Genomic DNA, 13,159 nt, shown 5'->3' on the forward strand with positions numbered 1-13,159 from the left:
AAGGCATCGGCCGCATGGGCGTGACCCTGCGCGACTTGATCAGCGGCATCCGCGATGGCGTCACCCAGATTGCCAGCGCCGCCGAAGAGTTGTCCGCCGTGACCGAACAAACCAGCGCCGGGGTCAATAGCCAGAAGATCGAAACCGATCAGGTGGCTACCGCGATGCACGAGATGACCGCCACCGTGCAGGAAGTCGCGCGCAACGCCGAAGAAGCATCCCTGGCAGCTGCCGCCGCTGACGGCGAAGCCCGCGCCGGCGACAAGGTGGTCAACGAAGCCATCGCCCAAATCGAACGCCTGGCCACCGAAGTGGCGCGTTCCACTGAAGCCATGAGCGTGCTGCAACAGGAAAGCGACAAGATCGGCAGCGTCATGGACGTGATCAAGGCTGTGGCCGAACAGACCAACCTGCTGGCACTCAACGCCGCGATTGAAGCCGCCCGTGCCGGTGAAGCCGGTCGTGGTTTTGCCGTGGTTGCCGACGAAGTCCGTGGCCTGGCCCAGCGTACGCAGAAATCCACCGAGGAAATCGAAGGCCTGGTGGCTGGCTTGCAGAACGGCACGCAACAAGTGTCCGCGGTGATGAACAACAGCCGTGCCCTGACCGACAGCAGCGTCGCCCTGACTCGCAAGGCTGGCGTGTCCCTGGAAAACATCACCCGCACGGTGTCCAACATCCAGTCGATGAACCAGCAGATCGCCGCCGCTGCCGAACAGCAAAGCGCCGTGGCCGAAGAGATCAGCCGCAGCATCATCAACGTGCGCGACGTCTCCGAACAGACCGCCGCCGCCAGCGACGAAACCGCCGCGTCCAGTGTTGAACTGGCACGCCTGGGTGGTCAGTTGCAGCAGATGGTCAGCCACTTCCGGGTCTGACACCTCAGACCAGATCGTTCCCACGCTCTGCGTGGGAATGCCTCAATGGACGCTCCGCGTCCGCTGTTGAATGTGACGCGGAGCGTCACGGGCTGCATTCCCACGCAGAGCGTGGGAACGATCAAATGGTGGACCCCTGTAGGAGCAAGGCTTGCCCGCGAAGAGGCCCGACCCGCCAACATCAAACCCAACTGATTCCCCTCCCAGCACCCCGCCCGCGCTAAGCTCGAAGAAAATCCCGAGGCGCTACATGACAAACAGAATGTCTACCAAGAAGCGAATCTACCTGGGCCTGGCCCTGTTGGTACTGGTAAACGCCGCCGTCCTGGCAGCCGTCGTACTGAGTAACGTCTCAAGCGCCTATGGCCGGCACATGATCAAAACCACAGAACCGCTTCTGATCGAAGGGCGCAACGGCGATGAACATGACTACGTGCTGCCCATTGGAACAACGCTCTATTACGATAAAAGCTACCCCGAAGGATTCGATCGTTATTGGGTTTATTTGAATCACAAAGGCGTTATCGCCCACGAAGAAGTGCCGATGAAGCCGGAATACGGTGGCGCTTTGATTGATCCGCTTTGGCTCTCGAATATCGACGCCGATACGTTGAAGGACCTGTTCAAACGCTTCCCCCTGTCCAAGGAAGATATCGCCGCCGCCGTAAAAGCCAATCAAATCACCCGGGGCGATTTGGCGGACATTCTTCGTTCGATGCCGGAGTAACGCCGCCAACGCGAGCCAATCCCCCTACTGAGCTAAAACGGCGCCGCTGGCGATTGTGCCCCACTCACCGCGTCCCGCGCTGACGCAATGCCGACGGCATGAAATACGCGTCTTCCGGCACCGGCTGGGTGAAGTCCACGGTGGCGGGTTCTTCGTTGTCCAGGTTTTGCACGTAGTAGCGGCGCGCCTGCAAATCGTGGAAGACGTCCAGCGCGCTCCAGGTGGTGGGCAGGTCGTAGAAGTTTTTCAGGTAGGCCATCGACACCCGCCACAGCTCCCCTCGCCCGTCATATTGATCGACCAGCGCGGCGCCCCAGCTGTCCTCGTCCAGAAACAGCACGCGCTTGGAATAGATATGCCGCGAGCCGGGCTTGAGTGTGCCTTCGACCACCCAGACCCGATGCAGCTCATAACGGGTGTATTGCGGGTTGAGGTGGCCCGGTGTGAGTAACTGCGCGTACTTCACATCAGGGCTGCCGACCTTGTAGCTGTTGTAGGGAATGTAGATTTCCTGCTTGCCCTTGAGCTTCCAGTCGTAGCGGTCCGGCGAGCCGTTGAACAGGTCGGTATCGTCCGCCGTGCGCAGGCCGTCGGACGAGGCGATTGGCGTGTCATACGCCAGGTTCGGCGCGCGACGCACCCGGCGTTGGCCGGCGTCGTAGACCCAGGCCTGGCGCGGGTCCTTGAGCTGGTCGAGGGTCTCGTGGATCAACGCTGCGCCGCCGGCCAGCCGGGCCGGGCTTTTCACGAACGCCAGGTAGTAGAACAGGATGTTTTTCAGGTCGGCAAACTGCCCGCCCGGCCGGTAATAGTTGAAGAGCCCTTCCTGCTGCGAAGTCACCAGCGCGAAGCTGCCGTTGCGCTGTACCGGCGCTTCGGACGCACGACGGACCACATAGGTGCCGCGATAACGGGTGATGTGGTTCCACAGCGCCTCGATCCCATCCTTGGGCACCGGGAACGGCACGCCGCCATAGGCATCGGCAAATCCGGTGCCGCCGTCGAGCAACTTCGCCGAGGTCGCATTTTTGAAGGTGTTGTCATACAGCCATTGCGGCGCCGAGCCCGAGCGACGGCTGGTGTACACCGGCATCTGGAACGTATCGGGGTAGCTGTTGAACAGCGCCATCTGACCCGGGCTGAGGTGGGCCTTGTACTGTTCGAGGTTGGCCTTGGTGATGGTGAACTGCGGCTTGTCCGCCACGTAAGGGTCGGGGTGATGTTGACCTGGCTTGTAGCCCGCCGGAGCCTGGGTGATACCGCCGTCCCACGCCGGAATGGTGCCGGCCGCGTTACCTGCACGTTCAGCGCCCAGCGGCGTCAGCGTGGTTTTCAGTTGCTGGGCTTGCTGGGGCGTGATGGCGGCCAGCGCGCTGCCGGCCGCCAGGCTCAGGACCAGCGCCAGCGTGGTCTTGGTCAGTCGAGGTGTGAACATGGACGTTCTCCGAAATAAAACCCGCGGTTAGGGGCACTCACAAGAAGTACTTGAGGTTGAAGCCGACGTTGTCCCGATCGCGAAGACCGTTGTCCTGCCCGCCGCCGTAGAAATTGGTGTATTGCAGCTCGGCCTCCAGCTTGTTCTGGTAGTTGGCCTTGACCCCCAGGGTGTAGGCCTTGCGGCCCTCGATGGTGTTGCCGGCCTGGTAGCTGTTGCCCTTGAAGTCGTCCTTGTAGACGACGTAGGGCGAAACGTTGACCCCGGCATACACGTCGTTCCAGGTGCCATTGAACATCGCGGTGTAGCTGTAGGAATTGCGGTCGACCTGGTCGCTGCGTTCGCCGCCGGACACATAGGAATAGTTACCGGTGCCGGCGTAATAACGGGTGCTGCCGTCATACGCGGTGTATTGCAGGCTGCTGCCGCGCAGGTGCTCGGACGCCAGTTCGAACACGCCGAACATCGAGTCGAATGACAGGCTCGGGCCAAAGTTGTAGATGCTGCCCAGGGACGTGTTGAACGCTTCCACCCGTTCGCCGTTGTTGATCTGGCTGTCGAGGGTGACGCTCTGCCCGCCGATGTTGATGGTCTTGCCGGCCGCCGCAGCGGCAGCGCCGTTGGCCAGGTCGCCGATCAGGTCGTTGGTGGCGGCGACGCCGATGGGCAGGTTCGGCCGATAGGCCACTTCACCGAACACCGACGCCTGGCCCAGGGTGGTGTTGAAGCTGAAGCCGTACATGCGGATGTCTTCGGCGTAGCGCCGGTGCGCCTGAATGTTGCCCAGCACATCCGCGGTCGCCAGACCGTTGGCCAGTTGCCCCGCCTGACTGCCAGCGACACCGGTCAACAGGTTGGTCAGGGCGTTCATGTCGATGCCCTTGTAACCCCCGAGATCGGCGGAGACGGTCGGCTCCTTGGCGTGGTAATTGACCATGTACAGCCCGAATTCGGTGCTGTTGAGTGCTTCGGCAATGTATCGAAAGGCGAAGCCGAACTGGCCGTCGTTGCGCGCGTTGTAATCCTTGCCGACCGAGGCCACCTTGAGCGTGTTGCCGAAGGCCGGGGTCACGCCGTTGGCGTACAGCCCGGTGCTGCCGAGGGCCTGTTTGAGCAGCGGGTTGTTGCCCAGCGCGCTGTACAGATCGATCACGTTGCCGAAGCCGGGCACCGGGGTGTCCAGCGCGGTGCCGGTGAAGTCGTTGTAGGCGGTGTTGCCGCCGTCGGCGAACAGGTCGGTCTGCGAGTAGAAGGTGCCGACCGGATCGATGCGGGTTTCCTTCCAGTTCATCTGGTAGAAACTTTCCATGGTCAGGGTATCGGTCAGGCCGACGTTGAAGCTGAGCGCTTCCACCGGTACCAGCACTTCCTTGACCTCAGCGCCGGGCAATCGGTACTTGGCGGCGTCCACCGGGTTGGTGGTGTTGATCCCGCCACGGTAGAAAATCCCCTCGCCCCAGTTGAACACCTGACGCCCGAGACGAGCAGTGACCGGCATCTGGGCAACGTCCCAACTGCCATGGACGTAGGCGTCGAGCATCTCGATCCGGCTGCCGGCGATGTCGCGGGTCTGGCCGGTAAAACGGTCGTCCTGTGGGTAACTCTGGCTCGGTTGCGACGGGCTGTTGTTGCGGTAGTAATCGTTGCGCTTGTCCATTAACTGGGTGTCATAGAACGCGGTGCCGCGCATGAACAACCCGTAGTTCTGATAGTTGGCTTCAAGCTCCGAGGTGATTTTGTACACCTCGGAAACCAGCCCGGTATCGAAGTTGCGATTGCCGTCGTTGGTGTTGACGTCATCGTTGCTCTTGTCCCGGCCCTGAACCCGCCACAAGCGGCCATAGGACAAGGTACTGTCGAACGAGCCGGTGACCTGTTTGTCCAGCACGCTGAACTCCACGGCCTGCACCCCGTCGACCGCGCACAATTGCAGCAGCCCCGCCAGGCCGACTCCGGGTAGCGCCGCGCCAGACAGGCGCAATCGAATCCTCATGGTCTGTTCCTCCTTGTCTGTTTTTTTTGTTTTTGTATCCGGCCAACGTTGTTGCGATGGCTACGGCGCCAGGCCCGCACTGACATAAATCCGGCTGTGCGCGCCGAAATGCCCCAGCAGCTTGAACAGCTGTTGGTTCAAGGCCGGATGGTCGTAACGTTCACGCTGCACTTGGTTGCCGGCGCTGAAATCGCGGGTGATCGGCGCCGTCTCCAGCCATTGCCCGATCGCTTCATCAAAGGCGGCGGATGCGTCGGCGGATTCGGCACTCACGACGTCGCGCAGGTAAGCCACCGAGTACGGCGGGTAACTGGCGTCTTGTGCAAAGTCGGCGTAAGCCTGGAGCATCGGATGTAGCTGACCGGCGCGTAGCAGGCGACGCAGCCAGGTCGACTGATATTTCTCCACTTCCATGTGCCGGGTGGCGACTCGCTCGATGGCTGCGTGCTTGTCGGCCTCATACCCGGCCAGTGCCTTGCCTTCGAGCAGCAGCAGGTTGGCCAGCTCGACGCCGGGCAGCGGTTTGGCGTGATAAGGCTGGGTCAGGTCCTGAATGTGGTGCAGACCCCAGCCGAGAAAACGATAACCCCAGTAGGGATGGCCACTGGCGAAGGCTAGTCGCGCCAAGCCCATGTACTGGTAGGCGCGCCAGTCCGGCCAACTGCGCTGGAGAAATCCGGCCGCGGCATACACCACCGCGCTTTCATGGAAGAAGCCCATGTGGAACGGCGCCTGGGAGCTGTACTGAAACCGCGCATCGCCGAACGGCTGCGGACCGAAGCCGTACAACGCGCCGACCTCGCCCGGGTTGTCGCTGAACAGGTTGATGTCGTGGCCGTAATCGGGTTCATCGGCGGCGCTGGCGAGCACGGCCAGGGGCGCGACTTTTTCGCCATCGACCACGTGGATAAAGCGCTGGCGATTCCATGGCGAGAGGGTCTGTTCGACCATCACCTGCTCGGCCTTGAGGTGTTCACGCTCGGGCAAATCCTTGCCCGGCATCGGCTGGATGACCATGGCCAGATGAATCAGGGGATTGATGCGCAACGCGGTGAGGAAATCGTGGCGCAGGTTGTCCCCCGGCAGGTCGGACAGTTGCAGGTTGTCGGGGCGTGACGGGTATTGGGCGAAGTGCTGACGGGCGTACGTTTCCTGCTCATCCAGCAATGCGCGCACGGCGTCGTATTGCTGGGCGAGAAACTGCTCCAGCGGTTCGACGTCGACCTGGGAGGCATCGCGCAAAACCGGCAGATCCTGCAAGGCCAGGTAACTGCCCACCGTATGGTTGGACCAGCCCCAGGCTGTCGGGATCGTTCCACACAACAGCAGCAGGAGGAATGTCAGCTTCATTGCTTCTAGTTCTTATTGGAGGTGCAGTGGGGGTTGAGCCTAACAACCGACCCCGCCGCTGACACTGTCCAATCTCACCAGAAAAGTTCTCCGATAGCGCCACGCCAAGAGCGCGTCCTCGTGTGTTCACCCACGGTTTTCACGAGCCCGGAGCGGCGTCGTACACAAAAGATTGGCGTTGTACGCGAAGCAAACGTCAGGCCGGGTAACCGGTGATTTTGCGAATGCTTTGGTACAACGGCTTGAGCTGGCGATACATGCGCAGGTAGACCTCCTTGTACAGTCGCTCATAGACCTGCTGCGCCTCGGGCTGCGGCATGAACACCGCGCCGACCCGGGTCATGGCGGCGATCGCCGCAGGAAAATCCGCGTACAACCCAAGCCCCACCGCGCAGCAAATGGCCGCGCCCAGACCGGACGCTTCGTAGACATGCGGACGCTCGGCCGGCAGGCCGAAAATGTCCGCCGTAAGCTGCATCGCCGCATCGCTCTGGGAGCCACCACCGGCGACGCGCAAGCGCTTGATCGAGACCTTCGAACGCAGCTCGATACTCTGCAAACCCTGGCGCAAGGCATACGCCAAACCTTCGAGGATCGCCCGATAAATATGCGCGCGGGTATGCACGTCGCCAAAGCCGATCATCGCGCCTTTGGCCTCCACGCCCGGCTCGCGGATACCAGGCGACCAGTAGGGTTGCAGCATCAGTCCCATGGAGCCCGGCGGCACCGCATTGACCAGCGCATCAAACAGCTGCTCGGGCTCAATGCCCTGCGCTTTGGCCTGCTGCATTTCCCGCAGGCCGAACTCGTTCTTGAACCAGCTGACCATCCAGTAGCCGCGATAAATCATCACCTCGCAGTTGTATTGATCCGGCACCGCAGACGGGTACGGCGGAATCAACGGGACGATTTCCAGGTAACGCGAGCGGGTGCTGGTGATCGTCGCCGTGGTGCCGTAGGACAGGCACACCGTGTCGGCGTCGACCACGCCGGAACCCACAACTTCGCAGGCTTTGTCAGCACCGGCGGCGATCAGCGGCAAGCCCTCGGGAATGCCGGTGTGGCGGCTGGCTTCGGCGCTGATGTGGCCCAGGGTTTCACCGGGTTTGTGCAGCGTAGGCAATTGCTCGGGACGCACGGCCAGCGCCTGCCATTTCCAGTCGGAGCGAGCGGCCCAACGCAGCCGTTTGAAGTCGAACGGCAAGTAGCCGACGCAACAACCCACCGAGTCGACAAAACGCCCGCACAGGCGATGGGTCAGGAACCCCGAGAGCAGCAAGAACTTGTCGGTCGCCGCCCACACTTCAGGCTGGTGACGCGCAATCCAGTTGGCCTCGGCCTGCGCGCGAAAATAATCCACGGTAGCTTTCGCGCCGACCAGTTTGAACAGCCAGCCCCACGGTCCCTTGATCCGGCCTTCGACTTCGGCCTGGCGTTGATCGAGCCACAGGATCGCCGGGCGCAGCGGCTTGCCCTGGGCATCGACGTTGATCACGGTGCCGCGCTGGGTGGTCAGGGACACGCCGGCAATCTGTGCACGGTCAATGCCGGTTTGCTGCCATAACTGCTGACAGGCCTCCCCCAGTTTCGCCCAGTAATATTCAGGATCCTGCTCGGCCCAGCCAGGTTGTGTCGAGTAATAGGCCTGCAACTCGACCTTGCCTTTGCCCAGCAGATTGCCCTGCAAGTCGAAGAGCAGCGCACGCACGCTCTGGGTGCCATTGTCGATCGCCAGCAGGTAACGCTTGTTCGGGTGGTTATCCATGGAGCTCTCTTCAATGGGACGGCGCTTATCTTCAATCTGAAAAACACACTAGAAACCTGTAGCAGCTGTCGAGCGGAGCGAGGCAGCGTTTGAGGACGAAGTCCTCGTAATCGTCCGGGCGGGGACAGACGCAGCCTCGTTTCACTCGACAGCTGCTACGGCTGCTACAACGGCGACAAGCGAGATCTATGGCAAACCATGATGGCGCTGCCACAACGCTTGGTAACGCTGTTGTTCCTGCTGCCAATGCGCATCGTCCCAGCCCAGGCGCGGCTGGCACAGTCGGCGTATGGCCGCAAAATAATTCTCGCCGCCATGCGGCAGCAACAACCCCAGACGGGTGCGCCGCAGCAGCAGGTCATCCAGGTGCAGGACCATTTCCGTGTCGCAGGCAAAGGCCAGTTCCGCCCACAAGGTGTCCGTGGCGCCAACGCGGTCATGGCCCAATTCGGCGATCAGTTGCGCCAGCCTCGGCAGGTCACGGCCATGGCGTCCGGCCAGGCGCCGCCATTGGCTGCCAGTGAGCCCGGCAATCGCCAGTGGCGGCACGGCGGCAAACACCGGCGCGCCGTCATCATTGAAGGCGCGCCCGAGCATGCTCGCGCAGGCCTTGAGCACTTCGATGGCCTGCGGGCGAAAGGTCGTCAGCTTGCCGCCGGCCAGGGTCACGCAGCCGGGTTCCAGCCACAGCACATGCTCGCGGGTTTCACTGGACGGTTTGCCCTGGTGCTCACCCGCAGCGCTTCCGACCACCGGACGTACGCCCGACCAGGTCGACAACACATCGGCGGCGACCACGCCGGCATCGGGGAACTGCTGGGCGCAAGCGGCCAGCAGATAGTCCAGTTCCTCGGCACTGATGCTCGCGCTCTGGTCCAGATCGTCCTGGTGATCGAGGTCCGTGGTGCCGACCACCGTGGCGCCTTCCCAAGGGAAAACAAACACCGGCCGACGGTCGCGCTCGTGCAGGAAGGTGAAGGCCTGCGCCACGGGCAGTCGCCAGCCCGGCAGCAACAAATGACTGCCGCGCAACGGGCGCAACTGACGCGGGGCAGCGGACGGGCGCAAGCGTTCGGCCCAGGCGCCAGTGGCCACGGCCAACACCGCACAACGCAAGCGCAGCGACGCACCGCCCTCGCCGTCCTCGACATCAACCCCGCATACCCGCCCCTCTTCCCGCAGCAATTGCTGCACACGCATGCCGTTGAGCACCACGGCGCCGTCGGCCCGCGCCTCGCCCAAAACCCGCATCACCAGGCGCGCGTCATCGGTCAGGGCATCGACAAAACAGGTGCCGCCCAGCAGGTCATTTTGCTTCAGCCCCGGCGCGAGATACCCCAGCTCTTGCGGGTCATGGAAGCGATGACTGCGTCGCCCGGCCAGTGCGTCATAGACGCTCAACAAACCGTCCAGCACGCGTGGGCCGGGAAAGCCGCCACGGTAATGCGGCATCAGGAAACTCATCGGCTCCACCAGGCCCGGCGCTTCGTCGAGCAGGCGCTGGCGTTCGCGGACCGAATCGCGGGTCAGGCGCCACTGGCCCTTGGCGATGTAACGCAAGCCGCCATGGACCATTTTCGAGGAACGGCTGGACGTGCCCCAGGCAAAATCGCGCTGCTCCAGCAGCAGGCAACGCCAGCCCCGCCGTGCCGCTTCGCGCAGAATGCCGGCGCCGCTGATGCCGCCGCCGATGACGATCAGGTCCCAGGTTTCAGCCGCCAGCGTCGGTAATATCTGCTGGCGCCACGCCGCGTTCCAGTCGAGGCTCATGGCCGTCACTCCTGCAACAGCGTGCCGGGGTTCAAGCGCCCGGCCGGATCGAAATGCCGGCTCAGCGCGTGCAAGGTGTCCATCGCCAGCGCGCCCTTTTCCCGCAGCAGGTACGGCGCATGGTCCTTGCCGACGCCATGTTGGTGACTGATGGTGCCGTGGTTGTCGACGATGGTCTGGCTGGCCGCCTGTTTGAGCGCCTGCCAGCGAGTGAGGGTGGCGGCGTAGTCCGCTGCTGGACGGAACACGTACGTGGTGTAGATGCTCGACCCTTCGCCATAGACATGGGACAGGTGCGTGAACACATGCACCTTCTCGCCTTCCGCGGCCAAGGCGTCGCGCAGGCTGTTTTCAACCAGGCTCAGCAGGTTGTCGACGTTGCTCCAGTCGGTGGCGGTTTCCAGGGTGTCGACCACGTAACCGGCGTTCCACAGGTTCTCGCGCAGGTAGGGAAAACGGAAGCGGTTCTGCGCCCACTTCTTGCCGAGCAAGGTGCCGGTGAACACGCCGCCGAAGGCTTTCAGGTGCTGCCGGGCCTGGCTCAGGGACAGCGCATTTTGCCGGCGATTGCCGGTCACGCCGAACGTCAGCAGGCATTTGCCTACCCCGGCGCCACGCAGGGCCAGGTACTTTTCCAGCCAGGCAATCTGCTGTGGATGACCGGCCAGCGCCAACTGGGTTTCAGTTTCCACGGCGTTGGACAAGCGCAGCATCGACAGCGGCACGCGGGCCTGGGCCAACTGGCGGATAGCGCGCAGCGCCTGCGGCCAATCGGGCAGAAACACCCCATAGAAACGCTCATCGGCCGGCAGTGCGCTGACCCGCACCTTGACCTCGGAAATGATCCCGAATCGGCCTTCACAACCCAGCACTACTTCACGCAGATCGGGACCGGCGGCCGAGGCCGGGAACGTGGGAATTTCCAAAGGTCCGGCAAAGGTTTCCAGGGTGCCACCGGCGAACAATTGCTCGATTCGTCCATAACGCAGCGATTGCTGGCCGCTGGAGCGGCTGGCCACCCAACCGCCCAAAGTCGACAGTTCCCACGACTGCGGGAAATGGCCGAGGGTGAAACCACGGGCGCGCAGCTGACTTTCCACCTGCGGCCCCGTCGCGCCCGGCCCGAAGGTTGCCAGCAGGCTCTGTTCGTCGAGGTCCAGCAGGCGATTCATGCGCGCCAGGGACACCGTCACCACCGGCCGCGTGGAACTCGGTGGATTGATGTGCCCGGCCACCGAGGTGCCGCCACCATAGGGAATCAGGCACAGGTCCTGCGCTTGGGCCAGCGCCAGCAACTGACGAATCTGTTCCGCGCTTTCGGGGAAGGCCACGGCGTCGGGATAAATCCCCGGCGCCCCTTCACGCAACGCCAGCCAGTCGGGCAGGCTCTGACCCCGCGCATGCAACAGACGATCCTGCGCCGTCACGCTGTACGAGGGGTGTTCCGCCAACCGTGAGGCCGGCACGCGGGCCAATGCCGTCTCGAGCGTTGCATCGGGCAGCGCGCGACCGGCACCGAGCCGTTGCGCGAGAAATCCCGCGCCCTGAGCCGGCAGCTCGACCACCGTGGTTGCATCTCCCCAGCCGTTCCAGCGTCGCATGCGTGTGTCCTTTTGCGGTTCTGATCAGTGATATTTCAGGAGCCCATACTAGTCAGCTGCCGAAAAGTGTCACGGTCGCATCCGGCCAGTTCGAGTAGCCAATTGAGTCAAACGTCGCGTAAACCTCAGCCATTTACTTTAGCTGTGGTTTCAACTTACCTTTCAGCGCATTGATCCGCGCACGCGGGCTTTGATCAAAGGACTACGATCATGCAATCCCTGGGCTTCACCTCGGTCCCTCCGCTGCTCAAATACGTGCGCCATGCCGAACAACTGGGCGTGGCCATCGAGCCGGCGTTGGCGGCGGCCGGGTTGCAGGCGCAGCAGTTGAGCGACAACAGCCTGCGATTGCCGGGCGAAACCCATGAACGATTGCTCGATTATTTCTGCGAACATTCGGGCGATCCGTTATTCGGCCTCAACGCCGCGCGTTTTGTGTTGCCCAACTCCTGGAGCGTGCTGGGTTACATCACCATGAACTGCGCGACCCTGGGCGATGCCATGAGCCGCATCATGCCGTTCGAAAAACTGGTGGGGGACATGGGGGTCAGCCGCGCCGAGGTGCAGGACAGCCATGTACACCTGATCTGGACCTGCCGTCATCAACGGCCGCGAATCCGCCGGCACCTGGTGGAAAACGTGCTCGGTTCCTGGCTGCAATACGCGCGCTGGATTGCCGATACCCAGCTGTCGCCGGCTGCCGTCTGGTTCGAACATTCGCGACCGGCCGACACGACGCAGGCGCAATATGAACAGTTCTTCGACTGCCCGGTGCTGTTCGACCAGCCTTATTCGGCCCTGATTGTGCCGTTGCCGTATTTGCAGCTGCCGTTGCGCCAGGCCGATCCGCAATTGCTGCGCACCCTGGAAGAACATGCCCTGGGATTAATGGCCACGCTGGAGGACGCGTCACTGGAGCAGCGGGTCAAAAGCATCCTGCGCCAGTTGCTCAAGGAAGGGTTGCCGCGCAAAGAGCAGGTGGCCGAGCAGTGCGCCGTGTCTGTGCGAACCCTGCAACGCCAGTTGCATCAGGCTGGCACGTCTTACCAGCAGATCCTCGATGACCTGCGCCAGGAGCTGGCCGAGCATTATTTGCTCAACAGCACCTTGCCGATTCAGGACATTGCCCAGTACTTGGGCTTCACCGAACCGCGCTCGTTTCACCGTACGTTCAAGAGCCGGCGCGGGATGCCGCCCGGCGAGTTTCGCCAGACCCACCGCGCGCCGGACGAAGGCTGAAACTCACACACAAATCGCATTGGTAAACACCAACCGATTGCCGAACGGATCGGTCACGGTCAGGTCCTGACTGCCCCATGGCGTCGCCTGGATCTGCGGTTTGGCGTAGGTGTAGTCCTTGGCGCTCAGTTGCTGCTGGAAGGCTTCCAGTTCATCGGTCTCGATGCGCAATGCCGAACCCGGCGTGGCATCGCCATGATGCTCGGACAGGTGCAGCACGCATTCGCCCCGGGAGACTTGCAGGTACAACGGGAAATTGGCTTCGAAACGATGCTGCCAGTCGATCTTGAAGCCCAGGAAGTCGACGTAAAACTCCACGGCTTTGCGCTCGTCGAAAATCCGCAGGATCGGTGTAGTTTTGCCGAAGCTCATGGGTTGCTCCCTGGTTGAAAAGGCCCAGT

At 62.6% G+C, this 13,159-nt stretch carries 10 protein-coding genes; 3 read left to right on the forward strand and 7 right to left on the reverse strand.

The genetic code is table 11. From position 1 onward, the window contains the following. The first annotated feature begins 173 nt into the window (after positions 1 to 173). Positions 174 to 878, forward strand: coding sequence for a methyl-accepting chemotaxis protein (locus tag HKK53_RS33010; protein ID WP_429528800.1), 705 nt, complete (start codon positions 174 to 176; stop codon positions 876 to 878). Positions 879 to 1,140: 262 nt separating this feature from the next. Further along, entirely contained in the window at positions 1,141 to 1,605 is a 465-nt protein-coding gene (locus HKK53_RS16520) for a hypothetical protein (protein WP_237150787.1), read from the forward strand. Positions 1,606 to 1,669: 64 nt separating this feature from the next. Here the strand turns inward: HKK53_RS16520 and HKK53_RS16525 are convergent, their stop codons facing one another. The 6 genes from HKK53_RS16525 to HKK53_RS16550 all read right to left on the reverse strand — a co-directional run bounded on the left by HKK53_RS16525 (position 1,670) and on the right by HKK53_RS16550 (position 11,519). Beyond that, a complete protein-coding gene (locus HKK53_RS16525; RefSeq protein WP_169371703.1) occupies positions 1,670 to 3,040 on the reverse strand; it encodes a DUF1329 domain-containing protein in 1,371 nt (456 codons plus the stop codon). A gap of 37 nt (positions 3,041 to 3,077) precedes the next feature. After that, positions 3,078 to 5,033, reverse strand: a complete 1,956-nt coding sequence (locus tag HKK53_RS16530) for a DUF1302 domain-containing protein (RefSeq protein WP_169371704.1) — start codon at positions 5,031 to 5,033, stop codon at positions 3,078 to 3,080. Between the two features lie 60 nt (positions 5,034 to 5,093). Continuing rightward, the gene (locus HKK53_RS16535; protein ID WP_169371705.1) at positions 5,094 to 6,383 is read right to left on the reverse strand and encodes a phospholipase; all 1,290 of its coding nucleotides are present in this window, start codon (positions 6,381 to 6,383) and stop codon (positions 5,094 to 5,096) included. A 196-nt stretch (positions 6,384 to 6,579) separates the two neighbouring features. Beyond that, the gene (locus tag HKK53_RS16540) at positions 6,580 to 8,148 is read right to left on the reverse strand and encodes an FGGY-family carbohydrate kinase (protein ID WP_169371706.1); all 1,569 of its coding nucleotides are present in this window, start codon (positions 8,146 to 8,148) and stop codon (positions 6,580 to 6,582) included. Positions 8,149 to 8,334: 186 nt separating this feature from the next. Next, positions 8,335 to 9,918 (reverse strand): glycerol-3-phosphate dehydrogenase/oxidase, encoded by a 1,584-nt coding sequence (locus HKK53_RS16545; RefSeq protein ID WP_169371707.1) that lies wholly within the window; start codon positions 9,916 to 9,918, stop codon positions 8,335 to 8,337. Between the two features lie 5 nt (positions 9,919 to 9,923). Then, entirely contained in the window at positions 9,924 to 11,519 is a 1,596-nt protein-coding gene (locus HKK53_RS16550; RefSeq protein ID WP_169371708.1) for an FAD-binding oxidoreductase, read from the reverse strand. A gap of 210 nt (positions 11,520 to 11,729) precedes the next feature. Here HKK53_RS16550 and gliR point away from each other — a divergent pair, with 210 nt between their 5' ends. Beyond that, on the forward strand, positions 11,730 to 12,758 hold the full coding sequence (gene gliR / locus HKK53_RS16555) for an AraC family transcriptional regulator GliR (RefSeq protein WP_169371709.1): 1,029 nt from the start codon (positions 11,730 to 11,732) through the stop codon (positions 12,756 to 12,758). A gap of 3 nt (positions 12,759 to 12,761) precedes the next feature. On the opposite strand, the gene HKK53_RS16560 is transcribed toward gliR, so the two are convergent. Continuing rightward, complete coding sequence (locus tag HKK53_RS16560; protein ID WP_169371710.1) at positions 12,762 to 13,130, reverse strand: glyoxalase superfamily protein; 369 nt, start codon at positions 13,128 to 13,130, stop codon at positions 12,762 to 12,764. Positions 13,131 to 13,159: the final 29 nt, after the last annotated feature.

The sequence above is a fragment of the Pseudomonas sp. ADAK7 genome (genome assembly GCF_012935675.1).
GTDB lineage: Bacteria > Pseudomonadota > Gammaproteobacteria > Pseudomonadales > Pseudomonadaceae > Aquipseudomonas.

Coding starts and splice junctions, on each gene's coding strand:
- HKK53_RS33010 (WP_429528800.1), top strand. CDS start 174: ATGACCGCCACCGTGCAGGAAGTCGCGCGCAACGCCGAAGAAGCATCC.
- HKK53_RS16520 (WP_237150787.1), top strand. CDS start 1,141: ATGTCTACCAAGAAGCGAATCTACCTGGGCCTGGCCCTGTTGGTACTG.
- HKK53_RS16525 (WP_169371703.1), bottom strand. CDS start 3,040: ATGTTCACACCTCGACTGACCAAGACCACGCTGGCGCTGGTCCTGAGC.
- HKK53_RS16530 (WP_169371704.1), bottom strand. CDS start 5,033: ATGAGGATTCGATTGCGCCTGTCTGGCGCGGCGCTACCCGGAGTCGGC.
- HKK53_RS16535 (WP_169371705.1), bottom strand. CDS start 6,383: ATGAAGCTGACATTCCTCCTGCTGCTGTTGTGTGGAACGATCCCGACA.
- HKK53_RS16540 (WP_169371706.1), bottom strand. CDS start 8,148: ATGGATAACCACCCGAACAAGCGTTACCTGCTGGCGATCGACAATGGC.
- HKK53_RS16545 (WP_169371707.1), bottom strand. CDS start 9,918: ATGAGCCTCGACTGGAACGCGGCGTGGCGCCAGCAGATATTACCGACG.
- HKK53_RS16550 (WP_169371708.1), bottom strand. CDS start 11,519: ATGCGACGCTGGAACGGCTGGGGAGATGCAACCACGGTGGTCGAGCTG.
- gliR (WP_169371709.1), top strand. CDS start 11,730: ATGCAATCCCTGGGCTTCACCTCGGTCCCTCCGCTGCTCAAATACGTG.
- HKK53_RS16560 (WP_169371710.1), bottom strand. CDS start 13,130: ATGAGCTTCGGCAAAACTACACCGATCCTGCGGATTTTCGACGAGCGC.